Origin of the sequence: Gracilibacillus salitolerans (genome assembly GCF_009650095.1) — a bacterium.
In the GTDB taxonomy this organism is placed as follows: Bacteria; Bacillota; Bacilli; order Bacillales; family Amphibacillaceae; genus Gracilibacillus; species Gracilibacillus salitolerans.
The window spans coordinates 1,888,883-1,908,781 of sequence record NZ_CP045915.1 but is presented as its reverse complement, the minus strand read 5'-3'; the positions used below and the strand labels follow the sequence as shown (position 1 = coordinate 1,908,781).

Genomic DNA, 19,899 nt, shown 5'->3' with positions numbered 1-19,899 from the left:
TGGCAATTCTCTCGTATTCTATTAAACTTTTAAAAATTTACGAACACTCATCAAACTTCCCCAGACACCGATTGAAGCACCTATTCCAACAATAATCAGTGAAATCTGTAGTGCAAATGGATAAAAGTCCAAGATCTTCACAAAATCAAATTGCTGTAATATCGTCAAGTTCTGTGTTAAGAAATAATAACCTATTAAAATTACAGCTATTGGCAGAAGACTGCCTAATACACCTAAAAACATACCTTCTACGAAAAATGGCCATCGGATAAAGTTATTTGTTGCCCCTACCAACTTCATAATACCAATCTCTTTTTTACGAGCTAGTATCGTAATCTTAATGGTATTGGATATTAAGAAAATGGCTGTGAACACTAATGCGATAATTAATGCTAAACCTATATTTCTAGCATATTGATTAAACTTAAATAGCGTATCCACATATTCCTGACCATAATTGACACGATAGATGAAATCAAACTCTTCAATTTCTGCTGCTATTCTTTCGGTTTCAAGTGGATTGGACGCTTTCACTATAAAGGCATCATTTAGGGGGTTGTCTTGTTCATATAATCCCCATGCTTGTCCTTGCTCGCCCATACTGTCGATTAAATTTTCAAGTTCTTCTTCTTTGGTTATAAAATCCATACTTTCGACACCATTTATGTCATTAATATTTTCTTCTATTTGATCCACATCACTCTGCTCAGCAGTTAGCTCAATTAAAGCTTTGATTTGGACATCCTCTTCCAATTCACTAGCAATGTGATTCAAATTCAGCATTAATACAAGAAATACCCCAACCAGAATTAGTGTGGTCGTTACGGCACCAACAGATGCGATGGTCATCCAACCATTACGCCAGGTGTTCCTAGCACCTTCTTTGAAATGTCGCTTTAAAGTACTAAACTTCATATCCATACTCTCCTCGATGCTCGTCACGTACAATCATACCGTCTTCCATAGCAATCACTCGTTTTTTTATTGTATTCACTATTTCTTTACTGTGAGTTGCCATTAAAATCGTTGTACCACTTGCATTAATTTCTTCTAAAATTCGCATGATTTCCCAAGAAGTTTCTGGGTCTAAATTACCAGTTGGCTCGTCCGCAATTAATAATGACGGATGGTTTACCATCGCCCTGGCAATTGCCACACGTTGTTGTTCCCCACCTGATAACTCATCAGGAATAAAACGGGCTTTATTTTTTAACCCAACCTGATCTAATACATTCATCACCCGTTTACGAATGCTCTTTGGTGATTCTTCAATTACTTCCAAAGCAAATGCAATATTTTCATATACCGTTAATTTCGGTAATAATCGAAAATCCTGATAAACAACACCTATATTTCTTCGGAAATAAGGTACTTCCTTCCACTTTAATGATGTTATATCTGTATTATTTACTAAAACGGAACCCTTGGTTGGTACTTCTTCTCGAAATAACATTTTGGTAAAAGTTGATTTACCTGCACCACTCTGTCCTACTATGTAGACAAACTCTCCTTGTTCAATTGTTACATTTACTCCATTGAGTGCAACAACTCCATTAGGATAAGTCATATATACTTCTTGCATTTTTATCATAAAAAAATCACCTTTTTATCGTTTTATATAAAAATTACTCGAATGATCAAATCAAATTTCGACGATCTATCTCATACTGTATACATTATAACATCATTTTCGATATTTTTTACCTTATTTTTTATTACAATTTCATTTCAAAATGTAAAAAAAAATTACTCTGATACCTAAGTCTGGGATTTCGAACTAATTAATGGAAATTATCGTTTGAATCCTTCTCCTAACACTTCTGTTGCGTTCATGGCAATAACAAAAGCATCTGGATCTATGGATTTGACAGCTCTTGTGGTCTTACTGAACTCATTTTGCTGAACGACACACATTAACACTTTCCGATCCTCATCTGTATAACCACCAGACCCTTTAAAGATAGTAACACCTCGATCAATATCATTCAACAAAATTCGACGAACTTCTTCAGGTTGATTCGTTATAACCATAACATTCTTAGAGGTATTTAGACCCACTTGAACAAAATCAATTGTCCGGCTAGTAATAAATAAACCGATCAACGCGTATAAACCTTCTTCAATAGAGAAGACAAATGAAGCTGTTAATACGATTAAGCCGTCAAATACAGCTAAACATACGCCGAGTGGTAGAGCGGTATATTTATGTAGTATCTGTGCTGCTAAATCCATCCCACCTGTTGAAGCTTTTCCACGAAAGACAATGCCAATCCCAATTCCGACAATCATCCCACCAAAGATAGCTGCCAGTAGTGGATCAGCTGTTGCTGGTTGTATATCTCTTGTCAAAAATACATAAAATGGTAAAATTATCGTACCAACAAGGGATTTTGCTCCAAAATTTTTTCCTAGAATGACAACTCCTGCGATAAACAATGGAATGTTTAGACCCCATTGTACTATCGATGGTTCCCAATTGAAGACAGCTTTTGTAATCGTACTGACCCCCGCAACACCACCTGATGCGATATTATTTGGTAATAAAAATAGGTTAAATGCTATGGCGACAAAAAAAGCACCTATTAATACAAAAGTATAATCTAATGTTTGTCGTAACCAGTTAGGCATTTGTTTTCTTCGGTATCTCGTCATCATGTTTGCATCACTCCTTCGTTGTTAATTACACAGTAAAACGAGCAAAAGGAGAACTTCCCCCCTTTTGCTCGTTTAATTCATTACAGAACGTAAATAAGCATCGATAAAATTGTCTATCTCTCCATCCATTACTGCTTGGGTATTCCCTGTTTCGTAATCTGTGCGGTGATCTTTTACCATTGAATACGGATGGAAGACATAAGAACGTATTTGACTGCCCCAACCAATTTCTTTCTGTTCTCCACGAATTTCAGCCATTTCTTGTTGTTGTTTTTCAATTTCTAATTGATATAATTTTGCTTTTAACATCTTCATCGCTTGATCTCTGTTTTTTATTTGTGATCTTTCTGATTGACACGTTACTACCGTGTTTGTTGGTAAATGGGTAATACGGACAGCTGAGTCGGTTGTATTAACGTGTTGTCCCCCAGCACCGCTCGAACGATACGTATCAATTTTCAAATCTTCGGTATTGATCTCGATATCAATATCATCGTCTAACTCTGGCGTTACATCACAGGAAACGAATGACGTGTGACGACGGCCAGATGAATCAAATGGTGAGATACGAACAAGACGGTGCACCCCTTTTTCTGCTTTCAAATAACCATAGGCATTATGGCCTTTGATTAAGAGAGTAACACTTTTGACCCCTGCTTCTTCACCTGGAAGATAATCTAGGGTTTCTACTTTGAATCCTTTTGATTCTGCCCATCTTGTATACAAACGTAAAAGCATGTTTGCCCAGTCTTGTGATTCAGTACCACCAGCACCTGGGTGCAATTCCAAGATGGCATTGTTCTTATCATATGGTTCACTTAAAAGAATAAATAATTCAAATTGATTGAGTGCTTCGGTGAGAGATTGTGCTTCATTTTCTAATTCTTCCCGAAGGTCCTCATCATTTTCTTCTTTGACTAATTCATAGGAAACTTCTGCATTTTCCAATGATTCTTCATTTTTATCAAAAGCTTGTACTAACTCTTTTAAACCATTTGCCTCATTGATTGTTTTCTGGGCTGCCTGTTGATCATTCCAAAAGCTCGGATTTGACATGACCTCATCCAATTCGGCGATTCGGGCTCTCTTTGCATCTAAGTCAAAGAGACCCCCTAAAATCCGCTAATCGCTTAGCCATCTTATCTAATTCTTGTTTAATTTCTACTAGTTCCATCTTTCCACCTCATTTAACCTTAACGTCCATGACAATGTTTGTATTTCTTACCACTGCCACAAGGGCATGGTTCATTACGTCCGACTGTTTGTACTTTGACATAAGGTCTTTTCACTTTTTTCTTTTGCTGATCGCCACCAGATACAGCTTGCGTATCTTTCACAACTGCTTCTCTTTTTAAGTTTTCACGAATTTGTGCTTTCATTACATATTTTGCTACTTCTTCATTAATCACATCAACCATCTGCTCGAACATGGAGAAACCTTCCATCTGGTATTCGCGCAGTGGATCATTTTGGCCGTATGCTCTCAAGTGAATACCTTGGCGAAGTTGATCCATCTGATCGATATGGTCCATCCATTTCGTATCTACTGTACGAAGAACGATGACTTTTTCAAATTCACGCATTCTTTCAGATGTAAATTCTTCTTCTTTTTGCTCATATTTTTCTTTAATTTTTGCCATGATCAAGTCGGTTACTTCATCTTTTTCTTTACCTTTCAGATCATCTTCTGTAATCCAATCTGATTCCAGTAAGGTAGCATGGATATATTCAATTAAACCAGTTAGGTTCCAGTTCTCGGGAATATCATCTGCCATATATGTGTCGACAGCATTTTCCACTGTGGTCTGAATCATTTGTTCAATAATTTCACGCAGATTATCAGAATCAATTACATCAAAACGTTGCTTGTAAATAATCTCACGTTGCTGTCGTAACACGTCATCATACGATAGAATTGTTTTACGTGCATCAAAGTTATTACCTTCTACACGTTTTTGTGCCGATTCCACTGCACGTGAAACCATTTTACTTTCAATCGGTTGCGTATCATCCATTCCGAGTCGTTCCATCATATTTTTCATATTGTCTGACCCGAATCGACGCATTAATTCATCTTCCATTGATAAATAGAATTGCGTTACCCCAGGGTCCCCTTGACGACCGGAACGCCCCCGTAACTGGTTATCAATACGGCGAGATTCGTGACGCTCTGTACCTATGACTGCAAGGCCGCCTAAATCTTTCACACCATCACCGAGTTTGATATCTGTACCACGACCAGCCATATTGGTAGCAATCGTCACAGCATGCTTCTGACCAGCATTTTCGATAATTTCAGCTTCACGATAATGGTTTTTCGCGTTTAACACATTATGATTGACACCAGCTTTTTTCAATAACTTCGCAATTAATTCGGACGTTTCGACCGCCACTGTACCAACTAATACTGGTTGACCTTTTTCATAACGTTCTTTTATCTCCTCGACAACCGCTCTAAACTTACCTTCCATTGTCTTATAAATTAAATCAGCTTTATCTTCACGGATAATTGGCTGGTTAGTCGGTATTGCAACAACATCCATCGCATAAATATTACGGAACTCCTCTTCTTCCGTTTTCGCAGTACCTGTCATACCGGCGAGTTTTTCATACATTCGGAAGTAGTTTTGGAATGTGATAGATGCTAGCGTCATACTTTCGTTTTGAATTTGCAGGCCTTCTTTTGCCTCAATCGCTTGGTGTAAACCATCACTGTATCGACGACCCTTCATTAAACGGCCTGTGAATTGATCGACAATCACCACTTGGTCTTCTTCCACGACATAATCAGTATCTCGATGCATCGCCACATGTGCTTTTAATGCTTGATTAATATGATGCATTAGTGTGACATTGTTAAGATCAAACAGATTCTCAATGTTAAAGAAACGTTCCGCCTTATTCATTCCTTCTTCTGTTAACTGTACACCTTTTGACTTTTCATCAAACGTATAATCATCTTCATTTTTTAATGTGCGTACAAAAGAATTCGCTTGCTGATACATACTTGCTGATTTTTGTGCGGTACCGGAAATAATAAGTGGAGTACGCGCCTCGTCAATTAAAATCGAGTCGACCTCATCGATAATGGCAAAGTGTAAGGGGCGCTGTACCATTTGTTCTTTGTACAAAACCATATTGTCACGCAAATAGTCGAAACCAAATTCGTTATTTGTACCATATGTGATGTCTGCTTCATATGCTTCTCTTTTTTCTTCTTTAGGCATACCATTTTGGTTAAACCCAACTGTTAAGCCTAAAAATTGATATAATTCTCCCATTTCTCTGGCATCACGATCAGCTAAGTAGTCGTTTACTGTGATAATGTGTACACCTTTTCCGGTTATTGCATTTAAATATGCAGGCATGGTGGAAGCGAGAGTTTTCCCTTCCCCTGTTTTCATCTCTGCGATATTACCGTTATGCATCGCTATCGCACCAACAAGTTGTACATAAAATGGTCGCATGCCTAACACACGTTTCGCAGCTTCGCGAACTACTGCAAATGCTTCAACCAAGAGATCATCAAGGGTTTCACCGTTTTGATAGCGTTCCATAAAGACTTGCGTTTTATTTTTTAAATCATCATCTGATAATAGCTGTATCGATGGCTCTAACGCTTCTATTTCATCTGCAATTTTTTCTAAACTTTTGAGTTCACGTTGGTTACCATCACCGAATACTTTTTTTAATAATCCACGCATTGTAGCCGCTCCTCTTTATCCTAAAATCGATACATGTTATATAAAATAATTTTCCATTCTCTATCATAACACTTGCATGATAAAAATTACAATAATCCGCTAAAAGAAAGGAGAAGCAGTCAGTGAGGGGTGATGACTGCTTCTCAATGAAAGAAAGGAGTGGGAGGTTTTTTTACCACCCTAAAAAGGAGCTATTCTTTTTATACCATAGTTTTATTAGAGAACAAAATCAGTGTTTCCTGATTTTCATTTATTTGAAGTAGTAGAAAAAAAGGGTTTCACATAAAAGTTTAGCTATTTTTATATGTTTTCAGTATTAGAAAAAACGATTTTGTATTTTTTTATGAAAATATTCGATCTAGTGAAGTATTTTCGTAGTGAGAATTCTTTACCTTCATAAGGCAGGATGAAAAAACACCAATATTAATGTTGCTTTAGTATGGTTATGTGCAATTCTATACTTTCCGTGTTTTAAGTAAAAGCAAATAGAGCCTTCGCTCTATTTGCTTTTATTTTCTTACCTATTCCGCTGTTGCTGCTGCTCTTCTACGTGCCAATACTGTAATAGCACCAATTATCAGCGCTAGAAGTCCTGCAATACTACCAGAGAGTAATGGTTTATTTTCATAGAACTGGGATAGTAAACTTCTTTCCGCTATTACAAATGGTAAGTTTTCAGTAACTTCGTTACCTGCTTCATCATATGCAGTAACTTCTACATTATACTCATCGATTTCTGAGAAATGATAATGAATTACTTCGACTCCATCTTCTTCTATAACTGTACCTTCATAATCCTCACCATTAACGGATACGGATTTAATCGTGTCTTCTTGGTTATCTAACTGAATAGATAAGTCAACAGCGTCAACAACTTCCTCATTTTCTTCAATACCATCAAAAATGACTACTGGTACAGTTAGATCTATAATAAATTCTACCGTAAGCTGCTCAATATTTCCTGCTTGGTCCATAACTTCAAAATAGAGTACATGCTTACCTTCTGTTTCAATTGGATCGCCTAACTCATATGGTTCTCCATTAAGGGTCAATGCAATAATATCATAGCCTGTCATCGCCTCAATAATGATATCAGGAATGACCACACTGTTAAAGTATTGCCCTGACAATGGTTCTTTAAAGATAATTTTTGGTCCAGTCTTATCAATCGTAAACACAATTGACTGTTCTGTTACATTATCCGCTAAGTCTGTAATAACAGCCTCAAGAATATAATCCTGTTCACCAGTTAATTCCATCCCATTTCTAAAAGTTTCTCCGTTCAACGTCACGGATGTTCGTTCTTCATCTAAGTTGCGATCAGAATACTCTACATGCGGACTGACATTTTCATTTGTAAAGTTTCCAATGATGCCAGTAATACTTAACTCCGGTCTTGTTGTATCTAGTGTAAAGCTTATCGATAATGTAGTTTCATTTCCAGCTTTATCTCGTGCTAACACCTCATAATTATATTCCATTTCTGTCGAAGCTAATGGGATATTACCAGCAATATTGGAACCATCATTTAATCTCACAGATACAATCGTATCTTCCTCATTATCCAATAGGAACTGCGGTTGAAATACACGATTAATAAATGAACCATCTTCAAGCTCTTGATCTCCTTCACCCATTACCGGTGTGATAACAGGTGGTGTTTTATCAATGGTAAAAGCGATAGATTGTGACTGTTGATTATTCGCTTTATCACTGGCGTCTACTACTATTTCATAATCACCTTCCTGACTGAAGGTATGACTTAAATTAGCAAATGAATTTTCGTAAGGATTATTCGTGATCGAGAAATTACCGACTGGATAATTCTCTCCATTGCGTGTAACATGAATGGTATTATTATCTAAGTTTACATCTGCAATTCTTACAGAGACAGGAACATCTTCATTATAATATTCTCCATCCTCCACACCAGAAATTTCAATATCTGGTTGTACCGTATCAACGACAAATTCCTTCTTAGCAGTCTTAGCTCTATTGCCAGCTTCGTCTGTCGCATTTAATTCAATACTATAAGCTCCATCTTGCGAGAAATGATAGCTTAAGCTAGACAACTTACTCGCAGTTCTCCATGAAGGACCTCTAGAACCTTGTACTGTATTTGTCATATCCTGACCATTCCGTGTCACTTCGAACTGTACTTTATTTTGACGATGGTTTGTTTCAAGAATACTCATCTCTACTGACCTACCAGCATCGTAATAGGTACCGTCTGTGATATTGTCAATCGATAAAACTGGTGCAGTGTTATCGATTGTAAAGTCTACAGATTGTTCTTCTCCTTTATTACCAGCTAAATCAGTTGCATTTAATTGAACACGATACGTTCCTTCATTTGCCGTCGAGAATTGATAGCGCCAATCCATTGAACGTCTTGTAAAAGTTGGCTGTTCATTTGCATTAAATGGAACCATTTTACCTGTTGAAGAATTGAGTCGATACACACCTAAAACTGTACCTGATTTATTAACATTTGCATCCTTGACAGAAGCTCTCACTTCTTTACTGTTACGATAATGTGTATCCTGTGTTACACCTGTAATACTTAAATCAGGATTCACCGTATCAATCGTAAAAACGTCTGTTTTCGCTTTTGCAGTGTTTCCTGCTGCATCTGTTGCACGTACTTCCACTCGATATTTTCCATCCTTTGTGAAAGGAAAATCTAATGACGTAACTTCTTGCTTGTTTTTCCAACTTGCAAAATTATCATCATATGGAACGAACTCATCTTGGGCATTCTCGCGATAAACCTTAATATCCACTTTGTTAGTATTGTAATTATGCTCTGTTACTTTAATCGTTTCTGTCTGTGCTGCATCATTAAATTCATTTAGATCAGACAGATCAATTATCGGTGCAATATTGTCGACAGTGAATGATAAGCTCGCCTTATCTGTATTACCTGCCTTGTCTTCTGCGACAACAACAATCTCATAATCACCATCTTTTTCGAAAAAGCTTTCGTTCAAGTCATAACGATGAACTTTCCCATTGTCTATCCATTCACCAGTGTCCTCTTCAGAATAAGTTTTCTTTTTACCATCATTATCCACACGAGAAATGGTCACTTCTTTTGATTTAATATTCTTTTCAGTTAATTTAATTGGGATGAAGTTTTCTTCAATATCATCACTGCTAATAAAGTCTGCTATTTCATCAGTAATTAAAATTACTGGATCTGTTTTATCTACTGTAAAGCTCACTACCTTAGTCGACTGATTACCAGCACGGTCTACTGCGGAAAGCTCCAATACATAATCGCCATCTTCCTTAAATTCATGTTCAAAGGAGATGGATGTATCTTTTTCCTCTATGTCTTCTATTTCATATTCTTCCTCGTCTTTCGTAACCGTCAATTCGTAATCAGCAAAATTCGTATCATTGATCTGAACTTCTACATCTCTGTTATTGTCATAATATCTACCTTTTTCAACACCTTCTACTGAAATGGAAGGGTTTGTCTTATCTATCGTGAAAGTTCTGCTGATTGGATCTGAACCTGAGGCGTTACCTGCTTTATCTTCGGCACGTAATTTCACTTCGTAGTCTCCATCTTCATCAAAGGTATATGTCAGTTCAGATTGTTTAGCTGCATTTCTCCAATCTTCTCCTTCATCTCCTTCTACTTGTTCTGTATAGTTTTCATCACCTTTTGTTACTTCAAAGGTAACGTTATTATCACGATAATTTAATTCATCTACAGTAAATGTTGCTGTCAGATCATTGTCATAATAAGTTTTATTCTTGATATTATCGATCGATACAACTGGATCTGTCTGATCAATTGTAAAAATTACGTGTGCTTCTTCTGCATCTCTTCCAGCCTTATCTTTCGCTTTCACGATAATTTCATATGTTCCTTCATCTTCAAATTCGTGACGCCACTCTGCCTGTTTGCGATCAAACGCTAATGCGGAGTCAATATCAGATTTTTCGAATTGTTCACTGTTGTGATTCCATTCATTAACCGCAAGTGTGGTAGCTGCTTCATCAATATGATTATCCTGAATATCAACTTGTACAGTCTGTCCCTCAGTATAGTGTTTTTGATGCTCGACACCTGATATCGTTGAATTAGGATTCTCTGTATCAATAGTGAAAACTGAACGTTGTCTTTCTGCTTTATTGCCAGCAGCATCAACAGCATTTACTGTGATACGATAAGTCCCATCTTCAACAAATGGAAATTTTGCTTCTGATGTCAAACCACTATTTTCCCATTCATCAAAATCATCTGAATCATATGTTTCAAATTCACCAGATTCATTTTGCTTCTCAATCTTAATAGTTACATTATTCTGCTCATAATTATATTCTCTTACTGTAACCGTGTTTTTGAGTTTTTTATCATTAAATCGGTCTATTTCAGAAAGTTCAATAACAGGTGCAGTATCATCAATAGTAAAATGGAGGGCTTGCTCCCCAGTTCGTCCAGCTTCATCTTCAGCCTGTAACGAAAGGGTATAATCTCCTTCTTCACCTATTAGCTCTTCATTTAGATTAAAGTGATAGGTTCCATCTTGATTCACCCAATTACCTGCATCATCATCTACCCATGTTTGTTTCTTACCATCTGTATCGACCACTTCAAGTTGTGCTTGATAATCCTCTAAATAATCATCAAATACTCTTAGGTTAAATAGCTTACCATCCTGTTCATCAAGAGATGAGGAAGTAATATGCTCCTTATCGGATATCGGTGAATCAATCGTAACCTCTGGATCTGTTTTATCGACAATAAATTTGCGCTTCTCTGTTTCTGTATTTCCCATTATATTCTGTGTTTCTATCGATAAATAGTATTCACCTTCTTGAAAGAAGTGTTCAATCCAACTCATAAATACGACACTGGAAAGATCAGAACTATCTAAATATGGTTCTTCTTCGCCTGTAATTAAATTAAGTTTCATAACGGAAAAAGACTTTTCAATTGGATTAAAATCCCAGTATTTAACGTTCACTAACACATCATCTTGATAATACTCTTTTAAATTTTCGTTATTCGTTTTATCAGTAATATCGATTAGATCACTTTCCATGTATAAAGCAAAACTTACATCAATCGTACTTTTATTACCTGCATGATCGACGAGTGTTCCACCAATCGTATATTCACCTGCATCATCAACATCATACTCTGCTGTTGCTACACCATCTCTATAAGATAGTGCCACTTCTCTTTGCTCTTCGCTTTCAGCTGAGTTGTAAGTAACCGTAATAGAACTTTCATCTAGATTTAAATTGTCATCCTCTACCCGAAGCTTCAGGTCAAATGCATTTTGATAGATTTCCTTATCTGTAACTGGCTTTTCGTTATTATCAGTGATCGTTATATTAGGTTTTGACTGATCAACTGTAATGGTAAAAGCTTCAAGCTCATGTTTCTCACCATTGTGAGCATCTTCCAACTCTGCCTTTACTTCGTATGTTCCCTCTTCATCAAATGAATAGTTCACACTGGCTTTATTTCCACTTGTTTCCATATTCACTTTATCTATTACACTATTATCCTCGCGAATCGTTAATTGAGCTGAATCAACAGCTATTCCATTTTCTATTGTAAAACTAAAATTATTATCAGTTAGGACTGCGCCACTTTCTACTATATTACCTAACTCAGTTTCGGCTTTTAATGTAGGTTCCTCTGTATTCAAATAGAAAGTTAGTTCTTCCTTCGTCTCTTGCCCTACTTTATCTACTACTGTAATCTCAACTTGATAATTACCACTTTCCGAGAATAAAACTGTACCTTTGTTACCATCCCATTCTACGTCAGGATTTACCTGATTTCCATTATGCGTTACAGTCACACTCTTATCCTCGATATTCTCCTCATCGATATCGATACGTAATTCCTGATCGCTGTAATATACCTCTTGGTTCTCGATACCTGAATAATTGATTTCCGGAGGTTCAGAATCTTTGTCAATAGTAAAGGAAATCGGACTTTGCTCAGAAGGTATCTCCCAATTATTGTCTTCTTCTATATTTAAGCTGATATCAATCGGACCATCTGAGCTATTACGAGGTGTTACCATTACTTCATAGACACCATTAAAATTTCCTTCTTCATTAGTTACCTTTGTTATATCTACAGTTGCTTTACGATTCCCTTGAGAAGCTTCTACTTTAAAAGGTATAGCCGAGTCATCACCTTCCTCAAGGTTTTGATAATATTCACTTACGTCTACCTTAAATGTGAGTTGATCCTTACTTGTGTACCAGTCAGGATCTTGTGTCGGATCATCACTTAAATCCCATTCATCCCCTGCATACTGAACTTTCATATCTAACTCATCTGAAGCAATAGCATTTGATGTAAAAATAATAGCTGAGAAAATAACTAAAGATATGATTGCATACAGTGGAAGCCATCTTTTACTCTTCTTTTTGTTATCTGTCACTTCAATCCCTCCTTTTTATTCGACGCATTGTGTGTCACTATAACTTCCTCTTCCATTTCAAATGAAGCTTCACCTTCCCCAAGTAACTCTGTTTCATTTTCCAAAAAGGTTGTTTCTTCTAGTAACTCTGTCTGATTATTCTCTGATACTTCGTCTAACAATTCTGTCGGATCATAGGAATTTTCTTCTTTTGATAGTTGATTAGGTTCAGCGTATTGCATGTGCGGTGAAACGGAAATTTGCTCGTCTCTAGAAGTGTTTTTAATTTGCTGGTTGGTTTTGTGCTGTAAAAATTCCTGTGATGTATGAAATTTCCGACTTTCCCGAACACTTTCAGATGTATGTTCTAATTTTTTCAACTCGAGTTGACTTGATGTATAGTTTCTTTCACTCCACATCTCAAATGAGGCATTATTTTGCTTTCTCCTATTTTTACCTAACCTAATTCCTGTTAAGTCTTCCAACACATGGCGAATGTCCAGTTTAATGAACAGCCATATTGCAATCGAAAGGGTGATAAGTGCACCAACAATACCTCCATATAGCATAATTCTGTATGTTACTTCCATATCACCCCTCCTATAAGATCGAATTATTTTGTAATCTCCGGTCTAACTTCTCTACTTCCGAATTATTGTTTGCTTCATCAAGTTCCATTAGCTCTTCATATAAGTCAACAGTGTTGTCGTAATCCCGGTCTGATGCTTCTTTTTCCTGTTCGATATCAATCAGTAAATTAATAAGTTTTACATAAGGATCTGCTGATTGCGGATATTGCGCCATTACTTGCTGATACTGACTGATAGCATTCTCATATTCGCCCATTTCTTGATAAGCATTTCCAATCGAAATCATCACATTTTCTTGGTCTGAAACATCCTGATCTAGCAATTCATTGTAGTATTCAATCGATTGATAAAAATCTTCTCTTGCATCAGCAGCATCCTCAGATAAGACTCCACGACTGAAATAGGCTTGTGCTAATTTTCGTGGAAAGCTTTGTTCGAATTGCAATGTCACGTCTTGGTCACCAAGCAATTCGAAAACTTCTTGAGCTTTTAATAAAATGTTGATTGCTTTAGTGTTTGCTTCATCTATTTGACCTTTATAAGATAAATAGATGTTAGCCAATGCATTATAATTTTCTACTTTTCTACTATTGTTAGGTAGATTATTATTGTAGTCTTCAAACTCTTCTAACTCTTCATTGAATTGTTGATAGTCAATGTTCAAATTACTCATTTGCGTCGCTAGTGTTTTATAATATTCGGCATCTTCAAGCTCCTCTTCATCCACCCTCTGGAAATAATCGAGTGCTGTCTGATAATCCTTCTCTATATCAAAATAAGTCATCCCCACTTTGAATAACACTTCATTGTTTTGGTCAAGTCCCCCATACCCATTATTAATTTGATTTTCGACAACGGAAAGACCTGTTTTGGCATCGTCTCTATTTATATACAAATCAAGTAATCGGTTATAAGCTTCTGCTCTTGAATTATCTACTGCTATAGCCTTTTCTAATAGACTGATCGATTCCGACTCATTACCATCAATCAATTCCTGTTGTGCATCACTTAATAACCCAAAATATTCGTGAAACTGTTCTTTTTGTATACCGGTATAACCAAAAACTGCTGTAGTAGTAAAAGTGAGAAAAAGCACTGCTGGGATGAGGAAGTATGATAGCTTTTTGATTAATTGTTTCTTATATCCTTGCGTAAGTTTATTAATTTGAAACAGGTCCTCATATAAATCTTCTACTTGCTGATAGCGATCTTCAGGTTCTATTTGGGTACAACGCTGAATAATATATTCTAGTCCTTCAGGTAAAGATGGATCCCATGTTCTGATTGGTCTGATTTCAAAAGGTGGTTCATTCAATGTTTTGCCAGTGACAAGATGATAAAGTGTGACACCTAAGCTATAGATATCTGTACGCTTATCGGTTTGTTTACCAGCAATCTGTTCTGGGGCTGCGTAAGCTTTCGTTCCTAGATTCGTAGTATCTGATGAGTTTTCCGTTTTATATTCTCTCGCAATTCCGAAATCGATCAACTTAATTTTGCCATCCGGAGTCAGCATCAGATTGTCTGGTTTCATATCACGATAAATGATGGGGTGTGGTTCTCTACTATGGAGATACGCAAGCACATTTGCGATCTGCTTTGCCCATTCAATTACTTCATCTGGTTCAACACGGTGTTCCCGATCCAGCTTTTCCTTAAGTGATTCTCCTTCAATATAGTCCATTACCACATAGATACCATTCTTTGTTTCAATAATGTCATAGATTCTAGGTAGTGCAGGGTGTTCTAATTTCTTCAACATATTCGCTTCAACCACAAGGCTGTTCAACAGGATTTCATGGTTATTGCTCTTGCGTTTTCGAATATCCTTGACAACTAATGATTTTTTCAATCGATTATCCATGGCGAGATAAACAATACTCATCCCGCCTCTGCCAATCTCTTTCAATATCTCATACCTGCCATCAATGACCGATCCACTCTCCAGCATGTTTCTCCTCCTTTCAGACGGTTTGTACTAGTATTGCAGTAATGTCATCTGTTTCCTCGCGGCTTTTAATCGTTTGGACTAATGCATTTAAACTTTCTTCCATATTTCCCTTATCAACTAATGTATCTTGTGCAATGACTTGATGTATTTCCTCAGTAGTTAATGATCGGTAAAAGCCGTCTGTACAAAGCAAGATTTGTTCACCTTCTGACAAAACACCACTTGTAGTTACTACTTCAATATCCGATTCGACGCCTATACACTGTAACAGCACATGACGCTGAGGATGTGTCATGGCTTGTTGTTCGGTAATCATGCCTCGTTCTACTTCTCTTGCCACTAGTGATTGATCCTTTGTTAGCCTTGTCACTTCTTGTCCCAATGCATATGCTCTACTATCACCTATTTGAAAGGTGAAATATTGGTTGTCCACCATAATTATGGCTGTTAGTGTCGAACCCATCTGTTTATCTGCAGAACTTTCTATCAAATCTTGATTAATACTTTCTATTTTTTCGACCAAATAAAGGGGCAACTCTTCCACTTCTGCACTATCTAATAGGAAAGGTAGCAGATGCTTGAACCAGTATGATAGTGCTTCGATTATGGTAGAACTGGCAACCTCTCCTTTATTCAGTCCACCCATACCATCACAGACAACAAACATACCGACCGAGCCTTTGCTACTTTTTGCAGTTTGGATCATTAGTGCATCCTGATTTACTTGTTTCATGTATCCTTTTTCTGTGTAATAAGCAGTCAAAAACGGCATCGGTCTAGCATCCTTTCCTGTTTTTATTTCAAAGCAACAAGTGATACTGTAATATTGTCTGTTGCACCTAGGTAATCTGCGTCTTGTACTAGGTAATCAGTGAATTCTTGAAATGGTTGTTGTTCTGTTTCACAATGCTGCAAGTTGCGTAATAGTGCTTCGTTAGAATAGACATTATAAAATCCGTCACTACAAAGGAAAAAAATATCGTTTTCATCATACTTCCCTTCTTCTATAAAGGGAGAAAACTGTTCATTAACCCCCAGACACTGTAATATTACATTTTTTCTAGGGTGATGTTCTGCTTCTTCCACTGTCAGGAGATTTTTTCTTACCTGATCCATTACCCATGAATGATCCTCTGTCAATTGCTTAATATGGTAAGCCATTTCTTCTGATCTAGTAATCTGATATATTCGACTATCTCCAACATGGATGATTAAGTACCTATCGTTATAGAGAAAGAGAATTGAAGCAGTGGACCCCATTCTTTTCCCCAGTCTTTCACCTTCTTCGAGCAAAGTTTGATTTACTTCTTCTAAAAGCACTCGCATTTCTTGTTCAATTTTGGCTAATGGGTATGGTAATGGTAAGAAGATAGATGCTTTCTTTCGATACCAATCATCAATTTTTGCAACAATGGTACTACTAGCTACATCACCAGCATGATAACCACCCATGCCATCAGCTACAACTGCAACTAGTAAATGATTGCCCTTTCGATCCTTAACCGTATTGAGATAAACACTATCTTCATTATTATCTCTGACAGACCCTTTATGGGTGGATACCCCGTAGCTCCACTTTTCTTTTTTTCGTAGCATATGATTAAATCCTTTAATTAAAGTTTATATCGTAAAGTCTATTGATGAGAGATTGTAAATCTTATGGCTTTTATTGGTTACTTGCTTCGTTTGCATCAAAGCGCCATGTTAAAATGGTAGCATTTGATTCTAGTGCTCCAAAATTGAAAACTAACTCATAATAGTCTGAATTATCTTGATCAAAGAGCATTTCTGCTTCTACTGTTTCACCTGGCTGTATTTCTTCTTCCGTTAACATTTTCACTGATTCAAAATCATAAAGATTTCCTTGGCTTGTATTTTCGTCATTAAACAACCTTCCATTGTATACATCTTTACCAACAATAGGTAAGTCATCGATATTCGTCACTTCAAAATGAACTAATACAAGTATTTCCATCAGAGATGGCTCCCCTTCAATCTCATCGAGAATTTCAAAAGAATTAACGGTTATTTCATAATTTCCTAAAACTCCGCTTACCTCTCCTGTTTCACCTAAACGTAAAACATCTTCGCTTTCTGAATCAGTTGTCTCTTCATCTACTTTGTCTTCATTATTTGTTGGTTGACTGCTTTCTTCATCCGAACTACAACCTATTAATACAATTGCTAATACCAAACCTATCCAAACTGTTTGAAAGTTTTTCATATATAGACTCCTTTATATAACTCGTTATCCTTTATAAAAAGTGTACGTTATCTTCGCAATTCTAATCTGATCTCCATCTTTCAATGGATATGTTTTGTAAGCTACCATAGATTCTTCATTAAATTTACTACCATTTTTAGAACCCAAATCTTTTACTATAAAGGATGTTCCGTTATTGATTATTTCGACATGAGATCTGGAAATTCCAACTGAATCTTCCACATAGTTAACACCGTCTTTTTGTCTGCCTATTATAAAAGATTCACTATTAATCGGAATCGTTTCAACATTTCCATTACGGTCTACATCCAAATATGCTAGTGCCTCTGCTCCTTGTAAACTATCATCAAGAGCTACTGTAGAATCTTGCTGTGATAAAAGGGTTGTTTCATGATTTAAGTTTTGAAAATAGTTAGCACTATTAACTTCAGGTTGACGTGGTTTTACGGGCGCATTATCTACATTATCTACTTGTCTTGAATTGATTTCTTGTTCCGGTGTTACCTTGTTTTCTTTTTTAAATTGCTTGTTCATTTTACTCTTCTTTGGTTTTTCTACTTTCTTCTGCTTTTTAACTTTTTTGGTTGCTTTCGGGTAAACCATCAAGAAATAATAGCATGCTGCTACAATAGCAATCGATGATCCAATACAAATATAGAAAATACCTTCACTTGGAAAAGACATATAAAGTCTCCAAATAATCGCGACTCCAAGAAGAGCCAAACAACCAACAATTATAGGGCTAGGCGCTTTTCTTTCGATCGGTTCTTCCGTAACTTCCTCTTCTTCAACTTGATTAATCGGTTCTTTTTTCTTCACCGTATTTTTAGTTTTGGGAGCACTTTTCGGAGCAGGATCGCTTTGTATGTTTGGTTGCTGTTCATTTGTGCTCTTAACAGTTGGTTTCGCATAATCAATTCGTTTCCTACCAGGTTCTGCAGGTGTAAGAACAGAAGGTGAAGTAACCGGTTGTCTAGAGGCATTTTTTCGTAATGATTCCAATTTCCTTAAAAGATCTTCCAACTGAAAGTTAGATCCATTAAAATAACTTGTTAATTGTTGTACACCATCACCAGATAATTCTTTTACATAGCCGACTAATCGGAAGAATAGCTCTCTAAATTCCTGATGGAGATCTGGCTTCTGATCCATTACTTTTAGTGGAATGTACGCTAAATAAAGCTGTTTAATATCATTTTTGACGAAAATAAAATCTTCGTGCAAGACAAATTGCTGTTCATTTAACATGTATTCCTTACTTGATTTAATAACCGAGCCTATTTCATATAAAAGATCATATAATTCAGCCATGGTAAGCGAACTTTCTCTCACATGGTGTGAAAGCATTTTTTTAGAAGAAATATCATAATAAAATGTTACATTAAAATCGATTTCCTGAACCTCAATTGGCAAAACATGCTCAATACTGTTCGCATTCAACATATTTACTTGAATTTTTGCTAATTCGTTACTTTGAATTGGAGTTGGTGCATCACGAAATATTGTCATGAAATGTCCCTGCTGTTGTTCAAAATCGCACTTTAAACCATATATCGTTTCGCTCATCATTGTTCACCCCGCTTTAAATTTCTATCTTTTTCTAAAATTTCCTCAAAAGCTGACTTATAGGTTGTACTAAACCTAAAAATCTATCCTTCATTGCTTCTTTCAAACTAATCTATTAATGTATTCATACTGTACTTCTCCTTATTTTTCATTCTATTATTACCTTCCAATACATATAGATATATATAGAAAAGTAATAATAAAATGGTAGATAATATAAAGAACTTTATTGCGAAGAAAAGTACTTTTCCTCTTCGCAATAAAATAATCTGTTTTTATGTGCTTAAAAGTAATACAAAGTGATAAGGATTCCCGGTATAACTGCATACATAAAAGGAAATTGTTTTACCTTTAATTCCAAAAATCTTTCACGAGTATACTTCGCTTCTTTCTTGAGAATAATTAAAACCTTATTGTAGATTTGATATACGAGTATTTTTAAAGGATTTACCTTAAAAATTATGATAAGGATTAAACCAATTAGTCCAGCAACAATTACCGAATAAAGGATTCCATATAGGGAAAATTCCATTCCACTAATTGCACCAATACCAGCAAATAGTTTCACATCTCCAGCGCTAAGTGCCTTGAAGAGATATAATAAAATAAGTACAAAAAGACTAATAACTATCCCTAATAGCGAAAATAGTAAGCCACCAATCAAACCAGTAGCTACATGATAAAGTAGACCAACTACTACACCGCTGATTGTCAACCAATTTGGAATTTTGCTATAGCGTACATCCATGTAAAAGGCAATCAACAAATAGACAAATAAAATATAAAAATGTATGGCCATATATAA

Annotated in this window: 13 protein-coding genes; all 13 read right to left on the bottom strand. The window is 36.2% G+C overall.

Annotated elements, in window-relative coordinates:
- Nucleotides 1–21: 21 nt before the first annotated feature.
- The 13 genes from ftsX to GI584_RS08720 all read right to left on the bottom strand — a co-directional run bounded on the left by ftsX (nucleotide 22) and on the right by GI584_RS08720 (nucleotide 19,893).
- Nucleotides 22–915: a permease-like cell division protein FtsX gene (gene ftsX / locus GI584_RS08780; protein ID WP_100361042.1), complete on the bottom strand. Its 894-nt coding sequence runs from the start codon at nucleotides 913–915 to the stop codon at nucleotides 22–24.
- Entirely contained in the window at nucleotides 905–1,591 is a 687-nt protein-coding gene (ftsE, locus tag GI584_RS08775) for a cell division ATP-binding protein FtsE (protein WP_100361043.1), read from the bottom strand. The genes ftsX and ftsE overlap by 11 nt, the downstream gene beginning before the upstream one ends.
- A 200-nt stretch (nucleotides 1,592–1,791) precedes the next feature.
- The gene (locus GI584_RS08770) at nucleotides 1,792–2,652 is read right to left on the bottom strand and encodes a YitT family protein (RefSeq protein WP_100362504.1); all 861 of its coding nucleotides are present in this window, start codon (nucleotides 2,650–2,652) and stop codon (nucleotides 1,792–1,794) included.
- Nucleotides 2,653–2,727: 75 nt separating this feature from the next.
- Nucleotides 2,728–3,829 (bottom strand): peptide chain release factor 2 gene (gene prfB / locus GI584_RS08765; protein ID WP_153791000.1). Its coding sequence is split into 2 segments (ribosomal slippage): nucleotides 2,728–3,756 and nucleotides 3,758–3,829, totalling 1,101 coding nucleotides; the frame shifts between segments, so codons are not numbered across the junction.
- A 19-nt stretch (nucleotides 3,830–3,848) separates the two neighbouring features.
- On the bottom strand, nucleotides 3,849–6,359 hold the full coding sequence (gene secA, locus GI584_RS08760) for a preprotein translocase subunit SecA (RefSeq protein WP_153790999.1): 2,511 nt from the start codon (nucleotides 6,357–6,359) through the stop codon (nucleotides 3,849–3,851).
- A 521-nt stretch (nucleotides 6,360–6,880) separates the two neighbouring features.
- A complete protein-coding gene (locus GI584_RS08755; RefSeq protein WP_153790998.1) occupies nucleotides 6,881–12,784 on the bottom strand; it encodes an Ig-like domain-containing protein in 5,904 nt (1,967 codons plus the stop codon).
- Complete coding sequence (locus GI584_RS08750) at nucleotides 12,781–13,353, bottom strand: hypothetical protein (RefSeq protein WP_153790997.1); 573 nt, start codon at nucleotides 13,351–13,353, stop codon at nucleotides 12,781–12,783. The genes GI584_RS08755 and GI584_RS08750 overlap by 4 nt, the downstream gene beginning before the upstream one ends.
- A gap of 10 nt (nucleotides 13,354–13,363) precedes the next feature.
- Nucleotides 13,364–15,304, bottom strand: coding sequence for a serine/threonine-protein kinase (locus GI584_RS08745; RefSeq protein WP_153790996.1), 1,941 nt, complete (start codon nucleotides 15,302–15,304; stop codon nucleotides 13,364–13,366).
- A 13-nt stretch (nucleotides 15,305–15,317) separates the two neighbouring features.
- Nucleotides 15,318–16,076 carry a PP2C family protein-serine/threonine phosphatase gene (locus tag GI584_RS08740; RefSeq protein ID WP_153790995.1) on the bottom strand — a complete coding sequence of 253 codons (759 nt, stop codon included), beginning with the start codon at nucleotides 16,074–16,076 and terminating at the stop codon, nucleotides 15,318–15,320.
- A 23-nt stretch (nucleotides 16,077–16,099) separates the two neighbouring features.
- Nucleotides 16,100–16,900: a PP2C family protein-serine/threonine phosphatase gene (locus GI584_RS08735; protein ID WP_100361050.1), complete on the bottom strand. Its 801-nt coding sequence runs from the start codon at nucleotides 16,898–16,900 to the stop codon at nucleotides 16,100–16,102.
- A 70-nt stretch (nucleotides 16,901–16,970) separates the two neighbouring features.
- On the bottom strand, nucleotides 16,971–17,528 hold the full coding sequence (locus GI584_RS08730; protein WP_153790994.1) for a DUF4352 domain-containing protein: 558 nt from the start codon (nucleotides 17,526–17,528) through the stop codon (nucleotides 16,971–16,973).
- Nucleotides 17,529–17,552: 24 nt separating this feature from the next.
- Complete coding sequence (locus tag GI584_RS08725; RefSeq protein WP_194842170.1) at nucleotides 17,553–19,037, bottom strand: DUF6382 domain-containing protein; 1,485 nt, start codon at nucleotides 19,035–19,037, stop codon at nucleotides 17,553–17,555.
- A 340-nt stretch (nucleotides 19,038–19,377) separates the two neighbouring features.
- A complete protein-coding gene (locus tag GI584_RS08720) occupies nucleotides 19,378–19,893 on the bottom strand; it encodes an A24 family peptidase (RefSeq protein WP_100361053.1) in 516 nt (171 codons plus the stop codon).
- Nucleotides 19,894–19,899: the final 6 nt, after the last annotated feature.

Coding starts and splice junctions, on each gene's coding strand:
- secA (WP_153790999.1), bottom strand. CDS start 6,359: ATGCGTGGATTATTAAAAAAAGTATTCGGTGATGGTAACCAACGTGAA.
- ftsE (WP_100361043.1), bottom strand. CDS start 1,591: ATGATAAAAATGCAAGAAGTATATATGACTTATCCTAATGGAGTTGTT.
- GI584_RS08745 (WP_153790996.1), bottom strand. CDS start 15,304: ATGCTGGAGAGTGGATCGGTCATTGATGGCAGGTATGAGATATTGAAA.
- GI584_RS08720 (WP_100361053.1), bottom strand. CDS start 19,893: ATGGCCATACATTTTTATATTTTATTTGTCTATTTGTTGATTGCCTTT.
- ftsX (WP_100361042.1), bottom strand. CDS start 915: ATGAAGTTTAGTACTTTAAAGCGACATTTCAAAGAAGGTGCTAGGAAC.
- GI584_RS08750 (WP_153790997.1), bottom strand. CDS start 13,353: ATGGAAGTAACATACAGAATTATGCTATATGGAGGTATTGTTGGTGCA.
- GI584_RS08725 (WP_194842170.1), bottom strand. CDS start 19,037: ATGACAATATTTCGTGATGCACCAACTCCAATTCAAAGTAACGAATTA.
- GI584_RS08740 (WP_153790995.1), bottom strand. CDS start 16,076: ATGCCGTTTTTGACTGCTTATTACACAGAAAAAGGATACATGAAACAA.
- GI584_RS08735 (WP_100361050.1), bottom strand. CDS start 16,900: ATGCTACGAAAAAAAGAAAAGTGGAGCTACGGGGTATCCACCCATAAA.
- GI584_RS08770 (WP_100362504.1), bottom strand. CDS start 2,652: ATGACGAGATACCGAAGAAAACAAATGCCTAACTGGTTACGACAAACA.
- GI584_RS08730 (WP_153790994.1), bottom strand. CDS start 17,528: ATGAAAAACTTTCAAACAGTTTGGATAGGTTTGGTATTAGCAATTGTA.